Source organism: Escherichia sp. TW14182 (assembly GCF_000208525.1).
GTDB classification, from domain to species: domain Bacteria; phylum Pseudomonadota; class Gammaproteobacteria; order Enterobacterales; family Enterobacteriaceae; genus Escherichia; species Escherichia ruysiae.
Map to the genome: position 1 here is coordinate 1 of NZ_AEJZ01000093.1, position 14,632 is coordinate 14,632.

A 14,632-nucleotide genomic window follows, 5' to 3' on the forward strand; every position below is an offset into this window, starting at 1 on the left:
CCTTGCAAACGGGATGTGTTCATATAAGAGTTATGTATCCCGTCGACCTTCATATGCATACCGTTGCCAGTACACATGCATATAGCACATTAAGTGATTACATTGCCCAGGCCAAACAGAAAGGCATTAAACTTTTTGCGATCACCGATCATGGCCCTGATATGGAAGATGCACCGCATCACTGGCACTTCATTAATATGCGTATCTGGCCGCGAGTCGTCGATGGGGTGGGGATCCTGCGTGGCATCGAAGCCAATATCAAAAATATTGATGGTGAAATTGATTGCAGCGGCAAAATGTTTGACTCGCTGGATCTGATCATTGCTGGTTTTCATGAACCGGTTTTTGCGCCGCATGATGAAGCTACGAATACTCAGGCCATGATTGCCGCGATGGCGAGTGGGCATGTGCACGTGGTTAGCCATCCCGGAAATCCACGATATCCAATTGATTTTAAAGCTGTTGCTGAAGCTGCTGCTAAGTATCAGGTGGCGCTGGAAATCAATAACTCCTCATTCTTACATTCGCGTAAGGGCAGTGAAGATAACTGCCGTGCGGTTGCCGCTGCGGTGCGCGATGCCGGAGGTTGGGTCGCGTTAGGATCGGATTCTCATACCGCTTTTACCATGGGCGATTTTGAAGAATGCCGTAAGATCCTCGACGCAGTGGATTTTCCGGAAGAGAGAATATTGAATGTTTCGCCACGCCGTTTGCTGAATTTCCTTGAATCTCGCGGCATGGCGCCGATTGCGGAATTTGCTGATCTTTAATTGCTATTAACGGAAATAAATTAATGAACGAGTTTTCTATCCTGTGTCGTGTGCTGGGTTCGCTCTATTACCGTCAACCGCAGGATCCTTTACTGGTTCCGCTGTTTACCTTAATTCGTGAAGGGAAACTGGCGGCGAACTGGCCGCTGGAACAGGATGAATTGCTGGCGCGTTTGCAGAAAAGCTGTGATATGGCGCAAGTTTCTGCCGATTACAATGCATTATTCGTCGGTGATGAATGCGCAGTTTCACCTTATCGCAGCACCTGGGTTGAGGGCGCCACAGAAACAGAAGTCCGTACTTTCCTTTCCGAACGCGGTATGCCGTTAGCGGATACGCCAGCCGATCACATTGGTACTTTGCTGCTGGCCGCTTCCTGGCTGGAAGATCTGTCAACAGAGGATGAAAGCGAAGCTCTGGAAACACTGTTTAGCGAGTATCTGTTGCCCTGGTGCGGCGCATTTCTCGGTAAAGTTGAGGCTCATGCGACTACACCGTTCTGGCGCACCATGGCACCGCTAACCCGCGATGCAATCAGCGCAATGTGGGATGAACTTGAGGAAGAATCAGAGGAATAAATGTGATCGGAATCACTCATTACTGCAATCTATATATAGCTGTTGCATAAAATGTGTGCTCGATCTCATTCATAGTCGCGTTTTCTGCTATCATGCGCGGCATGAACATACTTCTCTCTATTGCAATCACAACAGGCATTCTCTCCGGTATCTGGGGCTGGGTGGCTGTTTCCCTTGGCTTACTTAGCTGGGCAGGTTTCCTGGGCTGTACGGCCTACTTTGCCTGTCCGCAAGGTGGGCTAAAAGGGCTGGCTATTTCCGCTGCAACACTGCTTAGTGGCGTGGTGTGGGCGATGGTTATTATTTACGGCAGTGCTCTGGCACCACATCTGGAAATTCTCGGTTATGTCATAACCGGTATTGTCGCTTTTCTGATGTGTATTCAGGCGAAACAGGTATTGTTGTCGTTTGTTCCGGGGACGTTTATTGGCGCATGTGCGACGTTTGCCGGGCAAGGGAACTGGAAGCTGGTGCTACCTTCGCTGGCGCTTGGGCTGGTGTTTGGTTACGCAATGAAAAACAGCGGTCTTTGGCTGGCGGCGCGCAGTGCTAAGTCCGCTCACCGTGAGCAACAAGTCAAAAATAAAGCGTGAGGAGCACTCACGCTTTAGATTGAATCGTAAAGGGCCGGAATAAACTCCGGCTTTTTTATGTATCAGGATTCCGGTGGTACTGATAAGTGACGGTATTTCACCAGAATGTCATTCTGCCGCTCTGATTTATTCTGTAAATCCCACAAGCCACGGTCGATGCCGTCGTTAATCAGGAAGATAACGCCTGTTTCGATGGCGGACATTAGACAGAGCATAACCGGTTCGTTAGAGGTATAACCCACTTCCCCTTCCAGTAACCGCTGGTAGTCAATAAAGCGGAAGACACCCGCCTGGACTTCATAGGAAAGGATCGTCTTACTGGTGTTCACCGAAGAGAGGATCTCACCGGTACTTACATTGACGACGCGCAGGTTCACGGCAATCTGATCAAGTTGGTATTGCGTATCTGCACCAATACCAAAATATCTCGCCCCAACACCGCCCGATTTGACGTTGCTTTCATAACCAATAATAGAGCCTTCAACCATGATATTGGCTGCGGTCAACGATTGAAGCGGGATTCGGTTGTTTACCGCGACAGTGCCGTTTTCCTGTGCCGCACGAATAATCTTGCGTTCGTTGAGCAGGTTTTGTAAGCCCTGACGTTCCAGCGGTATAAACCAGCGAGAATCTTTCAATGCCGTGACCAGCATCGCAGTGGCGCTTTGCGGAACAGCAGTGGAGAAGTTACTCGCCGGGTAGGGTTTAAATTGCCCGGTTTCGTCCTGAATGTTGTATACCGAAACAAAGATCTTACCCGTTGGCGCTGGCAGGTGGGTCAAATCTTTGTAGCTCTGGGCACGAGGCATTAATGTCGGTCTGGCGGCTTCTTTAGGTGGGGCGGTTAAGCATCCGCTCAGCAACATGACGGCAACCAAAACAAATAAGCGCTGCATGATTATTTTCCTTATGAAGCTGGGGCTTAAAAATCGGTTGAGTTATTTTGTAAACCCGAAACCTGGATGGTCGAGGTTTGTCCTGTCTTGCGATCCGTCACATTCAACTGCAATTGACCATCGCGGTTGGCAATATCAACAATATATTCATTGGTTACCATTCTCCCTGGCTGACCCGTGTTAATATTCGACAACAGTCCACCTAAAATTTGGGACTGAATGGCCTGAGTAAAGTTATCTAACGCCGATGGCGTTTCAATACCAAAGTCATCGTCATAGCTCGGATCTTTATACGAGTTCTGCGCCTGGGCACTATTTAATAAAAAAGCGCCGTTATTCGGGTTACCACCAAAGTTTGGATTGCGGAACTGGAAAGTCATATTTCCTGCCCAACTTAATGGTGAAATAAGCATGAGTAGAACTACTGCATGTTTGACACGCATTGCAGCCTCCGAACAATTTTTTATTTAAAATTCATCATGCGCCAAATCGCCCGTACTCAATAACGCCTGATTTATCTGGCGACGATTTAGTGCTTCTTCAGTTTGAATCAGTGCAAAGACAACAGTTTTCTCGAAGTCTCTTTTCAATGGGAATAAAAATGTCTGGAAAATAACGTCCTGATTCACCGTTATTGTGATCCAGCTTCCCCATCGTGCACTGGGTCTTTCATTAATTGTTAAGTTACCGGTGTAGTCACTTTCCCATTTATCACTAAAGGCACGGTAAAAATCATGGCCAATAGAGGAAACAGTATGGTCAGTTAACAATCCCGGTACTTCTACTTCAACGGCGTGAACATTTCCCGCAGCGAAGAGAAGTTCTACTGCTACAATCCAGCATAAATAACGTTTCATGGCTTTATCGCCTGAGGTTATCGTTTGCCCATGAGACCGCTTGTGTTCGGTTTTTAACTGCTATCTTTTTGAAAAGATTATAAAGATGCGTTTTTACCGTGTTTTCGCTGATGAACAGCGAACGAGCAATCTCGTTATTGGAGGCGCCGATACGCAGCTTATTAAGGATCTCTTTTTCCCTATGAGTAAGGAGGGCAGATTCCGTGCTGTTATAACGATAGTTACCGGAATGTGTAATCAAGTAACTGGCAAGCTTTTGCGTAAAGTAGCATTCACCACGTAAGACGCCTTGCAACCCATTGACTACGCGTTCTTGATCCTCCATGGCGTAAAAAACACCATTGATATGCGGCCAGTTTTCAATGTCGCGGTACGGGTAATCATCTGGAGTATTTAACAACAGCGTTTTAATGTTGTTGTGTTTTCTGCTTAATGTATCCTGCCAGTAATGAATGAGCTTTTTATCTGCTTCCATCATATCCAACAGAATAATGCAGCCAGAAGATATATCGTCCAGAGAACGTTGAATATTATGCAGTTTTCCTGTGATTGCCAGCGATTGTTTTAAATGCTGCAATAACGCAGTCGCCTGCAAAGAAGGTTTAGTGATCAACAGTAATGTATGACCATGAATACTATGGACTTCATTAAACATGATGAAACCCCGCTTTTTTTATTAATCGCACACCTGACAGCTGCCTTTATAAAATAGAGGCACCAGAAGTACTGACAGATGTTGCACTGCTGTGTGTAGTAATAAATCAACCCTAAATGGGTAAAATATAAAACTAATGGATTACATCTGATTTCAATCTAGCCATTACAAATCTTAAATCAAGTGTTAAACGTGTAACAAAATGTAATCTGGAATTTTAAAATATTAACGCAGCGTGGTTGTGGAGTTTAGAATTGATAGAAAAGTTGTACATATGGCTTTTATTGCACAATTTTAAAAAGTCATACAAATTACGCTAAGTCCATAATTATCCATATAAAAATTATTTTCACATAGTTCTTTTGTCGTGTGAAAATTTCTTACTTTCTCTGATGTTGCCCATGGACAATTTTTTGCCGTAAAAAGACGATGTTTGTCACGGCTTGTCAAACAGACATATCGACGTAATCTTCGCGAATCATGAAGGAAGGCTGACTGTCGATTTTTTGCTGTCAAAAAACGGTACTTTAAAAGAAAACAAAATAATTTTTGCGTAAATAACAGCGTATTTGCGCGAGTTTTAATACTTTGGTATGAACAAAAAAAGCAAAATACAACGCGCGGGTGAGTTATTAAAAATATTTCCGCAGACATACTTTCCATCGTAACGCAGCGTTAACAAAAAACGGTTTGCGTTAACAACCAAGTTGAAATGATTTAATTTCTTAAATGTACGACCAGGTCCAGGGTGACAACATGAAAAACAAATTGTTATTTGTGATGTTAACAATACTGGGTGCGCCTGGGATTGCAGCCGCAGCAGGTTATGATTTAGCTAATTCAGAATATAACTTAGCGGTAAATGAATTGAGTAAGTCTTCATTTAATCAGGCAGCCATAGTTGGTCAAGCTGGTACTAATAATAGTGCACAGTTACGGCAGGGAGGCTCAAAACTTTTGTCGGTTGTTTCGCAAGAGGGTAATAGCAACCGGGCAAAGATTGACCAGACAGGAGATTATAACCTTGCATATATTGATCAGGCGGGCAATGCCAACGATGCCAGTATTTCGCAAGGCGCATATGGTAATACTGCAATGATTATCCAGAAAGGTTCTGGTAATAAAGCAAATATTACGCAGCATGGTACTCAAAAAACGGCAATTGTAGTGCAGAGACAGTCGCAAATGGCTATTCGCGTGACACAACGTTAATTTCCATTCGACTTTTAAATCAATCCGATGGGGGTTTTACATGAAACTTTTAAAAGTAGCAGCAATTGCAGCAATCGTATTCTCCGGTAGCGCTCTGGCAGGTTCTATTCCTCAGTACGGCGGTGGCGGCGGCAACCACGGTGGTGGCGGCAATAACAGCGGCCCGAATTCAGAGCTGAATATTTATCAGTACGGTGGCGGTAACTCTGCTGTTGCATTGCAGGCTGATGCCCGCAACTCTGATCTGACTATTACCCAGCACGGCGGCGGTAACGGCGCAGACGTAGGACAAGGTTCTGATGACAGCTCAATTGAACTGACCCAGCGTGGCTTCGGTAACAGCGCCACTCTTGATCAGTGGAACGGTAAAAACTCTGAAATGACTGTTAAACAGTTCGGTGGTGGCAACGGTGCAGCAGTTGACCAGACTGCATCTAACTCCAGCGTCAACGTAACTCAGGTTGGCTTTGGTAACAACGCGACCGCTCATCAGTACTAATACAGAATTTGTATGACAGAAACAGGGCGCAAGCCCTGTTTTTTTTCGGGAGAATAGTATGAACGCGTTATTACTTCTCGCGGCACTTTCCAGCCAGATAACCTTTAATACAACCCAGCAAGGTGACATGTACACCATTATTCCTGAAGTTACTCTTACGCAATCATGCTTGTGCCGGGTTCAGATATTGTCACTACGCGAAGGCAGTTCGGGACAAAGTCAGACGAAGCAAGAAAAGACCCTTTCATTACCCGCTAATCAACCCATTGCCTTGACGAAGTTGAGTTTAAATATTTCCCCGGACGATCGGGTGAAAATAGTTGTTACGGTTTCTGATGGACAGTCACTTCATTTATCACAACAATGGCCGCCCTCTTCAGGAAAGTCTTAATGTATTAATAGTTGAGCATAAAACGAGCCGGAAGAGAACGGTCTGATGCGAATCGACCAACCTGAAAGCATGGATAACCCCCTCAAGGATGATTAATCATTGAGGAAACAGAATAGATGTTCAGACCGTTGTTAAACTCCCTTATGCTCGGCAGCCTGGTTTTTCCTTTCTTTGCAACAGCGGAAAGCAATGCGCAAGGTGGCGTGATTCATTTTTATGGTCAAATCGTGGAACCCTCGTGTGACGTGAGCTCCCTGCAAACGCCAGTTGAAATGACCTGTATGCAAAATGGTCCAGTACAGAGCAAAACGTATTCCAGCAAAGAGTTAATGAGTGGCAAAGTTAAAAATGCGCAAATTGCCTCAGTAAAAGTGCAGTATCTTGATGAGCAGAAAAAGCTGGCTGTGATGAACATCGAATATAACTAAGTTTCTGAACTACTCACGTTGCTGACAAGAAAAATGCGATTTACCTAAAAACACTGCTGTACACTTAAGAAACAAGAGGGTGTAAGGAGGCGTTATGAAATCGCGTATTCATGTTGTGCAGGGTGATATTACTAAACTAGCCGTTGATGTTATTGTTAATGCGGCTAATCCGTCACTAATGGGGGGCGGCGGCGTTGATGGCGCTATTCATCGCGCAGCCGGCCCGGCGTTGCTGGATGCCTGTTTGAAAGTTCGCCAGCAACAGGGCGATTGCCCCACGGGACATGCAGTGATTACTCTTGCGGGCGATCTCCCTGCCAAAGCTGTTGTGCATACCGTTGGGCCTGTCTGGCGCGGTGGCGAACAAAACGAAGACCAGTTATTGCAGGATGCCTATCTCAATAGTCTACGACTGGTAGCGGCGAACGGCTATGCGACAGTGGCATTTCCTGCCATCAGCACCGGCGTTTATGGTTACCCGCGTGCTGCAGCGGCTGAAATAGCAGTAAAAACCGTTTCAGAATTTATTACCCGTCACGCTTTGCCTGAGCAGGTATACTTTGTCTGTTATGATGCAGAAAATGCCCACCTCTACGAAAGACTCCTTACCCAACAAGGAGATGAATGATTTGCCCCGGCTGGCGAGCGCGGTGCTGCCGCTGTGCTCGCAACATCCTGGGCAGTGCGGCATTTTCCCCCTTGATAAAAGTCTGGATGCGTTTGCTGCACGATATCGTCTGGCAGAAATGGCGGAGCATACGCTGGATGTTCAGTATTACATCTGGCAGGACGATATGTCGGGGCGATTGCTGTTTTCGGCTCTGTTAGCCGCAGCGAAGCGTGGCGTTCGCGTCCGTTTGCTGCTGGATGACAATAATACTCCCGGTCTTGATGATATTTTACGCTTGCTCGATAGTCACCCGCGTATTGAAGTTCGACTTTTCAATCCTTTCTCTTTTCGCTTGTTACGTCCGCTTGGTTATATCACCGATTTTTCCCGCCTCAATCGTCGTATGCACAATAAAAGTTTTACCGTCGATGGCGTGGTAACGCTGGTGGGCGGGCGCAACGTTGGCGATGCCTATTTCGGCGCGGGAGAAGAGCCACTTTTTTCAGATTTAGATGTCCTGGCAATAGGGCCGGTTGTTGAGGATGTTGCCGATGATTTTGCCCGCTACTGGTATTGCAAATCAGTTTCACCGTTGCAGCAGGTGCTGGATGTTCCCGATGGCGAAATGGCTGACCGTATTGAGCTACCTGCGTCCTGGTACAACGACACCGAGACACATCGCTATTTGTGCAAAATGGAGTTAAGTCCGTTTATAAATCAACTGGTTGACGGAACATTGCCGCTTATCTGGGCAAGAACGCGTTTATTAAGTGATGATCCGGCAAAAGGGGAGGGCAAGGCAAAACGGCATTCACTGTTACCGCAGCGCCTGTTCGATATCATGGGCTCCCCCAGCGAACGTATTGATATTATCTCTTCCTATTTTGTGCCAACGCGCGCGGGAGTGGCGCAGCTTTTACGAATGGTCAGAAAAGGGGTCAGGATAGCTATCTTAACCAATTCACTTGCCGCTAACGATGTCGCTGTCGTTCATGCCGGGTATGCTCGCTGGCGCAAAAAATTGCTCCGCTATGGCGTTGAGTTATATGAACTGAAACCGACGCGGGAACAAAGCAGCACGTTGCACGATCGCGGTATAACTGGTAATTCCGGCGCAAGCCTTCATGCTAAAACATTCAGTGTCGATGGCAAAATAGTGTTTATTGGCTCATTCAATTTCGATCCGCGTTCAACGCTGCTCAATACTGAAATGGGCTTCGTGATAGAGAGCGAAACGCTGGCACAATTAATCGATAAACGCTTTATTCAGAGCCAGTATGATGCGGCCTGGCAGCTCCGTCTGGATCGGTGGGGACGAATCAACTGGGTCGATCGCCATGGGAAGGAGGAAATTATCCTCAAAAAAGAACCCGCCACCAGTTTCTGGAAGCGGGTTATGGTCAGACTGGCGTCAATATTGCCCGTTGAATGGTTATTGTAAGTATGGTTTAGCGAGCTGGCGCTTTGTCATTCTCGCGTTTTACGATCGGTTTGCCGGAGAACAAAAACTTCAACAACGGAATGCGTAAATGAATTTCGTACAGAATTATCGCAATCCCTACCACAAATATCAGACCGCAGAGGAAACCCAGCAGATTTGATGTAATGTGCGGAGTGATGTAAGCACCGAAAAAGAGCGTTAACGGGTGGTGAACCAGATAAATAAATAGCGACGCGTTTACAAAATAGGTTACCCGCGCTGACTGGAAATTAAGCAAACGGTGGCCAAAGGAGAAGACCACATTCACCATCCACAGGCCGAGCACCATCGTGATCACTGACTCGGTTTCATACATCCAGGCATCGCCGCTGCCGTAGCGTTGATTGAGCAAATAAGCAACAAATGCCAGTGCTGCCGCGAGAGTGCATCCACGAGACGGTGTGGTAAACAAGGCTTTTAGATTAGGAAAAATGAAAGCCAGCGCACCGAGAATAAAGAACGGCATATAAAACAGCGTCTGCATGAAAATAAAATTGAACATGCCATCGCTTAAAATGGGTGGATAAACGATAAATAGCGTTCTTCTTATTGCTGCATAGCCAGTTCCCAGACAGAAAAATAGTATCGATAGCTTAACCATCGAGAAAGTTTTATTTGTTTTATCTGAATTTTCTAAATTATTTCTTTTTCGTTTAAATATCCACACGCAAAGTGTCGTCATAACGACCAACACCAGTAAAAACCACAGGTGTGAAATTAACTCCCAGGCCAGAGTATTATATTTGTCATACAATGATAGCCCAGGCCAGCTTTCCGCTTTGCCCTTGACATATTGCAGCATAATGAATTGCGGCAAGGTGAGCAGGGGAATAGCCGTTAACATCGGGATCCCTACGCGTTCAACGCGCACTTTCCACCATTTTTTCAACGGGTAGCGCAAAAACAGCATGTAGGAAAAATATCCGGAAATAACGAAAAATACCTGCATACGGAAGGCGTGGATGAAATCGTTAAAAAGCGTCAGCCACCATGACGGTTCTGCGCTATTCACATGCCAGGTGTGGCTTGAATAGATTAAAGAAATATGAAAAGGGATCCCTAACAACATCAACCATGCGCGGATGGAGTCGAGGAAATATTCACGCTGCGCGGGTACTGGATTCATATATGGTTAACTAATCTCGGATTTTTCGTCTTATCCCCGCCGGGTAATGCCTTTAGGCTTTTGCCGTAACGACACTGACCTGCTGCATGAGGTGCAGGCTTCAAATGTGTTTTTGCGCGGCATAGCCGCAATCACTAACCAAAATGGAAGCGCCTGTAAGACGGTTGATAAATAAATTTGCCGGCAAACCCTACACGAACTCGCTCCTTCTGTCTTTAGGATAAGCACGGAAAGTGAAAACGGTTGCAATCAGGTGCTTAATCCATGAGCCGGCGCGCTGAATAATACCGGGATTCTGTTGTCGGAATGGCTGGTTATCCATTAAAATAGATCGGATCGATATAAGCACACAAAGGGGGAAGTGCTTACTTATTATGAAACATAAACTACAAATGATGAAAATGCGTTGGTTGAGTGCTGCAGTAATGTTAACCCTGTATACATCATCAAGCTGGGCCTTCAGCATTGACGATGTCGCAAAGCAAGCTCAATCCTTAGCCGGGAAAGGCTATGAGGCGCCTAAAAGTAACTTGCCCTCCGTTTTCCGCGACATGAAATACGCGGACTATCAACAGATCCAGTTTAATCATGACAAAGCATACTGGAACAATCTGAAGACCCCATTCAAGCTCGAGTTCTACCATCAGGGTATGTACTTCGACACACCGGTCAAAATAAATGAAGTCACTGCAACGGCAGTAAAAAGAATCAAATACAGCCCGGATTATTTCACTTTCGGCGATGTTCAGCATGACAAAGACACGGTAAAAGATCTTGGTTTTGCCGGTTTTAAAGTGCTTTACCCGATCAACAGCAAAGATAAAAATGATGAAATCGTCAGCATGCTCGGGGCCAGCTATTTCCGCGTGATTGGCGCAGGTCAGGTTTACGGTCTTTCTGCCCGAGGCCTGGCTATTGATACCGCTTTGCCATCAGGTGAAGAATTTCCACGCTTTAAGGAGTTCTGGATCGAGCGTCCAAAACCGACCGATAAGCGTTTAACGATTTATGCGTTGCTTGATTCGCCGCGTGCGACAGGCGCTTACAAGTTCGTTGTTATGCCGGGACGTGACACGGTTGTTGATGTGCAATCGAAAATCTACCTGCGCGATAAAGTCGGCAAACTGGGCGTTGCGCCGTTAACCAGTATGTTCCTGTTCGGGCCGAACCAGCCATCTCCGGCGAATAATTATCGTCCGGAATTGCACGACTCCAACGGTCTGTCTATCCATGCTGGTAACGGTGAGTGGATCTGGCGTCCGCTAAACAACCCGAAACATCTGGCGATCAGCAGCTTCTCGATGGAAAACCCGCAAGGCTTCGGTCTGTTGCAGCGCGGCCGCGATTTCTCCCGCTTTGAAGATCTCGACGATCGTTACGATCTCCGTCCAAGCGCGTGGGTGACACCGAAAGGGGAGTGGGGCAAAGGCAGCGTTGAGCTGGTGGAAATTCCAACCAACGATGAAACCAACGATAACATCGTCGCTTACTGGACGCCGGATCAGTTACCGGAACCAGGTAAAGAGATGAACTTTAAATACACCATTACTTTCAGCCGTGATGAAGACAAACTTCACGCGCCTGATAACGCCTGGGTGCAGCAGACGCGTCGTTCAACGGGGGATGTGAAGCAGTCGAACCTGATTCGACAGCCTGACGGCACTATCGCTTTTGTGGTCGATTTTACTGGCGCAGAGATGAAAAAACTGCCAGAGAATACACCGGTCACTGCACAAACCAGCATTGGCGATAATGGTGAGATTGTAGAAAGCACGGTGCGCTATAACCCGGTCACCAAAGGCTGGCGTCTGGTAATGCGTGTGAAAGTGAAAGATGCCAAGAAAACCACTGAAATGCGTGCTGCCCTGGTGAATGCCGATCAAACGTTGAGTGAAACCTGGAGCTACCAGTTACCTGCCAATGAATAAGACAACCGAGTACATTGACGCAATGCCCATCTCCGCAAGCGAGAAAGCGGCATTGCCGAAGACTGATATCCGCGCTGTTCATCAGGCGCTGGATGCTGAACACCGAACCTGGGCGCGAGAGGATGACTCCCCGCAAGGGTCGGTAAAAGCACGTCTGGAACAAGCCTGGCCAGATTCACTCGCTGATGGACAGTTAATTCAAGACGACGAAGGGCGCGATCAGCTTAAGGCAATGCCGAAAGCAAAACGTTCTTCTATGTTCCCCGATCCGTGGCGTACTAACCCGGTTGGTCGTTTCTGGGAGCGTCTGCGTGGGCGCGATGTGACGCCGCGCTATCTGGCGCGATTGACCAAAGAAGAGCAGGAGAGCGAGCAAAAGTGGCGTACCGTCGGCACCATCCGTCGTTACATCCTGCTTCTTCTCACTCTGGCGCAAACCGTCGTCGCTACCTGGTATATGAAGACCATTCTGCCTTATCAGGGGTGGGCGCTGATTAATCCAGTTGATATGGTCGATCAGGATTTGTGGGTTTCCTTTATGCAGCTTCTGCCTTACATGCTGCAAACCGGTATTCTGATCCTCTTCGCTGTTCTTTTCTGCTGGGTGTCAGCCGGTTTCTGGACGGCGTTGATGGGCTTCCTGCAACTGCTTATTGGGCGCGATAAATACAGTATTTCCGCTTCAACCGTTGGCGATGAACCGTTAAATCCGGAGCATCGCACAGCATTGATCATGCCTATCTGTAACGAAGACGTGAATCGCGTTTTTGCAGGTCTGCGTGCAACGTGGGAATCCGTGAAAGCGACTGGTAATGCCAAACACTTTGATGTTTATATCCTGAGTGACAGCTACAACCCGGACATCTGTGTGGCAGAACAAAAAGCCTGGATGGAGCTGATCGCCGAAGTGCAGGGCGAAGGCCAGATTTTCTATCGCCGTCGCCGCCGTCGCGTGAAGCGTAAAAGCGGTAACATTGACGATTTCTGCCGTCGCTGGGGTAGCCAGTACAGCTACATGGTGGTGCTGGATGCGGACTCGGTGATGACCGGTGATTGTTTGTGCGGTCTGGTGCGCCTGATGGAAGCCAACCCGAACGCCGGGATTATCCAGTCGTCGCCGAAAGCGTCTGGTATGGATACGCTATATGCACGTTGCCAACAGTTTGCGACCCGTGTCTATGGGCCATTGTTCACTGCCGGTTTGCATTTCTGGCAGCTCGGCGAGTCGCACTACTGGGGGCATAATGCGATTATCCGCGTGAAACCGTTTATCGAGCACTGCGCGCTGGCGCCGCTGCCTGGTGAAGGATCATTTGCGGGTTCAATCCTTTCGCACGACTTCGTGGAAGCCGCACTAATGCGCCGTGCAGGCTGGGGGGTATGGATTGCTTACGATCTCCCTGGCTCTTATGAAGAACTGCCGCCTAACCTGCTTGACGAGTTAAAACGTGATCGCCGCTGGTGCCATGGTAACCTGATGAACTTCCGTTTGTTCCTGGTTAAAGGGATGCACCCGGTTCACCGCGCGGTGTTCCTGACGGGCGTGATGTCTTATCTTTCCGCACCGCTGTGGTTTATGTTCCTTGCGCTCTCTACCGCATTGCAGGTCGTGCACGCGCTGACCGAACCGCAATACTTCCTGCAACCACGGCAGTTATTCCCGGTCTGGCCACAGTGGCGTCCTGAACTGGCGATTGCGCTGTTTGCCTCGACGATGGTGCTGCTGTTCCTGCCGAAGTTGTTGAGTATTTTGCTTATTTGGTGCAAAGGGACTAAAGAGTATGGCGGCTTCTGGCGAGTTACGTTATCGCTGCTGTTAGAAGTGCTGTTCTCCGTGCTGTTGGCGCCGGTGCGTATGTTGTTCCATACGGTATTCGTGGTTAGCGCCTTCCTTGGCTGGGAAGTGGTGTGGAATTCCCCGCAACGTGATGACGACTCTACCTCCTGGGGCGAAGCGTTTAAACGCCACGGCTCACAGTTGCTACTGGGGTTAGTGTGGGCGGTCGGTATGGCGTGGCTGGATCTGCGTTTCCTGTTCTGGCTGGCACCGATTGTCTTCTCGCTGATTCTGTCACCGTTTGTTTCGGTGATCTCCAGCCGTACAACCGTTGGGCTGCGCACGAAACGCTGGAAACTGTTCCTGATCCCGGAAGAGTATTCACCGCCTCAGGTACTGATCGATACCGATCGTTTCCTTGAGATGAACCGTCAACGTTCTCTCGACGATGGCTTTATGCATGCAGTGTTTAATCCGTCGTTTAACGCTCTGGCAACGGCAATGGCCACTGCGCGTCACCGCGCCAGTAAGGTGCTGGAAATCGCCCGTGACCGCCATGTTGAACAGGCGCTGAACGAGACGCCAGAGAAGCTGAATCGCGATCGTCGTCTGGTGCTGCTAAGCGATCCGGTGACGATGGCTCGTTTGCATTTCCGCGTCTGGAATTCCCCGGAGAGATATTCTTCATGGGTGAGTTACTACGAAGGGATAAAGTTGAATCCACTGGCATTGCGTAAACCGGATGCGGCTTCGCAATAAAAGTGTAGATACCTGCAATATATTGAATTTGCAAGGTTTCGTAGGCCGGATAAGGCGTTCATGCCGCATCCGG

The 14,632-nt window shown here is 47.8% G+C and carries 16 protein-coding genes; 11 read left to right on the top strand and 5 right to left on the bottom strand.

Annotated features, from left to right (window positions below):
* Positions 1-32: 32 nt before the first annotated feature.
* The 3 genes from EQY_RS0109330 (at position 33) to EQY_RS0109340 (ending at position 1,941) form a co-directional block, all read left to right on the top strand.
* A complete protein-coding gene (locus EQY_RS0109330; protein ID WP_000283652.1) occupies positions 33-770 on the top strand; it encodes a phosphatase in 738 nt (245 codons plus the stop codon).
* A gap of 23 nt (positions 771-793) precedes the next feature.
* Entirely contained in the window at positions 794-1,348 is a 555-nt protein-coding gene (gene ycdY / locus EQY_RS0109335) for a molecular chaperone YcdY (RefSeq protein WP_001001897.1), read from the top strand.
* A gap of 101 nt (positions 1,349-1,449) precedes the next feature.
* A complete protein-coding gene (locus tag EQY_RS0109340) occupies positions 1,450-1,941 on the top strand; it encodes a DUF1097 domain-containing protein (protein WP_032147879.1) in 492 nt (163 codons plus the stop codon).
* Positions 1,942-2,003: 62 nt separating this feature from the next.
* On the opposite strand, the gene csgG is transcribed toward EQY_RS0109340, so the two are convergent.
* The 4 genes from csgG to csgD are packed head-to-tail and all read right to left on the bottom strand — an operon-like array spanning position 2,004 to position 4,349.
* Complete coding sequence (gene csgG, locus EQY_RS0109345) at positions 2,004-2,837, bottom strand: curli production assembly/transport protein CsgG (protein ID WP_001189336.1); 834 nt, start codon at positions 2,835-2,837, stop codon at positions 2,004-2,006.
* 26 nt (positions 2,838-2,863) lie between these two features.
* Positions 2,864-3,280 (bottom strand): curli production assembly/transport protein CsgF, encoded by a 417-nt coding sequence (gene csgF / locus EQY_RS0109350; RefSeq protein WP_001264078.1) that lies wholly within the window; start codon positions 3,278-3,280, stop codon positions 2,864-2,866.
* 24 nt (positions 3,281-3,304) lie between these two features.
* Positions 3,305-3,694, bottom strand: a complete 390-nt coding sequence (gene csgE / locus EQY_RS0109355; protein ID WP_000833234.1) for a curli production assembly/transport protein CsgE — start codon at positions 3,692-3,694, stop codon at positions 3,305-3,307.
* Positions 3,695-3,698: 4 nt separating this feature from the next.
* The gene (csgD, locus tag EQY_RS0109360) at positions 3,699-4,349 is read right to left on the bottom strand and encodes a biofilm master transcriptional regulator CsgD (protein WP_000481491.1); all 651 of its coding nucleotides are present in this window, start codon (positions 4,347-4,349) and stop codon (positions 3,699-3,701) included.
* Between the two features lie 756 nt (positions 4,350-5,105).
* On the opposite strand from csgD, the gene csgB reads away from it, so the two are divergent.
* From csgB to clsC, 6 genes are all read left to right on the top strand, one after another.
* Entirely contained in the window at positions 5,106-5,561 is a 456-nt protein-coding gene (gene csgB, locus EQY_RS0109370) for a curli minor subunit CsgB (protein WP_010345644.1), read from the top strand.
* Positions 5,562-5,601: 40 nt separating this feature from the next.
* Entirely contained in the window at positions 5,602-6,060 is a 459-nt protein-coding gene (gene csgA / locus EQY_RS0109375; RefSeq protein WP_000771421.1) for a curli major subunit CsgA, read from the top strand.
* Between the two features lie 58 nt (positions 6,061-6,118).
* Positions 6,119-6,451, top strand: coding sequence for a curli assembly chaperone CsgC (gene csgC / locus EQY_RS0109380; RefSeq protein ID WP_000992819.1), 333 nt, complete (start codon positions 6,119-6,121; stop codon positions 6,449-6,451).
* 116 nt (positions 6,452-6,567) lie between these two features.
* Positions 6,568-6,879: a YmdA family protein gene (locus tag EQY_RS0109385; RefSeq protein ID WP_000489603.1), complete on the top strand. Its 312-nt coding sequence runs from the start codon at positions 6,568-6,570 to the stop codon at positions 6,877-6,879.
* A 94-nt stretch (positions 6,880-6,973) separates the two neighbouring features.
* Complete coding sequence (ymdB, locus tag EQY_RS0109390) at positions 6,974-7,507, top strand: O-acetyl-ADP-ribose deacetylase (RefSeq protein WP_000842234.1); 534 nt, start codon at positions 6,974-6,976, stop codon at positions 7,505-7,507.
* A complete protein-coding gene (clsC, locus tag EQY_RS0109395) occupies positions 7,449-8,930 on the top strand; it encodes a cardiolipin synthase ClsC (RefSeq protein ID WP_123056765.1) in 1,482 nt (493 codons plus the stop codon). Before ymdB ends, clsC begins: the two co-directional genes overlap by 59 nt.
* Positions 8,931-8,937: 7 nt before the next feature.
* Here the strand turns inward: clsC and mdoC are convergent, their stop codons facing one another.
* Positions 8,938-10,095 (bottom strand): glucans biosynthesis protein MdoC, encoded by a 1,158-nt coding sequence (gene mdoC, locus EQY_RS0109400; RefSeq protein WP_001070368.1) that lies wholly within the window; start codon positions 10,093-10,095, stop codon positions 8,938-8,940.
* A gap of 392 nt (positions 10,096-10,487) precedes the next feature.
* Between mdoC and mdoG the strand changes: the two genes are divergently transcribed.
* Together mdoG and mdoH are read left to right on the top strand one after the other, a co-directional pair.
* Positions 10,488-12,023, top strand: a complete 1,536-nt coding sequence (gene mdoG / locus EQY_RS0109410; protein ID WP_077629659.1) for a glucans biosynthesis protein MdoG — start codon at positions 10,488-10,490, stop codon at positions 12,021-12,023.
* Positions 12,016-14,559, top strand: a complete 2,544-nt coding sequence (gene mdoH / locus EQY_RS0109415) for a glucans biosynthesis glucosyltransferase MdoH (protein ID WP_071987932.1) — start codon at positions 12,016-12,018, stop codon at positions 14,557-14,559. Before mdoG ends, mdoH begins: the two co-directional genes overlap by 8 nt.
* Positions 14,560-14,632 lie beyond the last annotated feature (73 nt).

Excerpts from the sequence above, each read along its gene's own strand:
- EQY_RS0109330 (WP_000283652.1), top strand. The coding sequence starts at position 33 with ATGTATCCCGTCGACCTTCATATGCATACCGTTGCCAGTACACATGCA.
- ycdY (WP_001001897.1), top strand. The coding sequence starts at position 794 with ATGAACGAGTTTTCTATCCTGTGTCGTGTGCTGGGTTCGCTCTATTAC.
- EQY_RS0109340 (WP_032147879.1), top strand. The coding sequence starts at position 1,450 with ATGAACATACTTCTCTCTATTGCAATCACAACAGGCATTCTCTCCGGT.
- csgG (WP_001189336.1), bottom strand. The coding sequence starts at position 2,837 with ATGCAGCGCTTATTTGTTTTGGTTGCCGTCATGTTGCTGAGCGGATGC.
- csgF (WP_001264078.1), bottom strand. The coding sequence starts at position 3,280 with ATGCGTGTCAAACATGCAGTAGTTCTACTCATGCTTATTTCACCATTA.
- csgE (WP_000833234.1), bottom strand. The coding sequence starts at position 3,694 with ATGAAACGTTATTTATGCTGGATTGTAGCAGTAGAACTTCTCTTCGCT.
- csgD (WP_000481491.1), bottom strand. The coding sequence starts at position 4,349 with ATGTTTAATGAAGTCCATAGTATTCATGGTCATACATTACTGTTGATC.
- csgB (WP_010345644.1), top strand. The coding sequence starts at position 5,106 with ATGAAAAACAAATTGTTATTTGTGATGTTAACAATACTGGGTGCGCCT.
- csgA (WP_000771421.1), top strand. The coding sequence starts at position 5,602 with ATGAAACTTTTAAAAGTAGCAGCAATTGCAGCAATCGTATTCTCCGGT.
- csgC (WP_000992819.1), top strand. The coding sequence starts at position 6,119 with ATGAACGCGTTATTACTTCTCGCGGCACTTTCCAGCCAGATAACCTTT.
- EQY_RS0109385 (WP_000489603.1), top strand. The coding sequence starts at position 6,568 with ATGTTCAGACCGTTGTTAAACTCCCTTATGCTCGGCAGCCTGGTTTTT.
- ymdB (WP_000842234.1), top strand. The coding sequence starts at position 6,974 with ATGAAATCGCGTATTCATGTTGTGCAGGGTGATATTACTAAACTAGCC.
- clsC (WP_123056765.1), top strand. The coding sequence starts at position 7,449 with ATGATGCAGAAAATGCCCACCTCTACGAAAGACTCCTTACCCAACAAG.
- mdoC (WP_001070368.1), bottom strand. The coding sequence starts at position 10,095 with ATGAATCCAGTACCCGCGCAGCGTGAATATTTCCTCGACTCCATCCGC.
- mdoG (WP_077629659.1), top strand. The coding sequence starts at position 10,488 with ATGATGAAAATGCGTTGGTTGAGTGCTGCAGTAATGTTAACCCTGTAT.
- mdoH (WP_071987932.1), top strand. The coding sequence starts at position 12,016 with ATGAATAAGACAACCGAGTACATTGACGCAATGCCCATCTCCGCAAGC.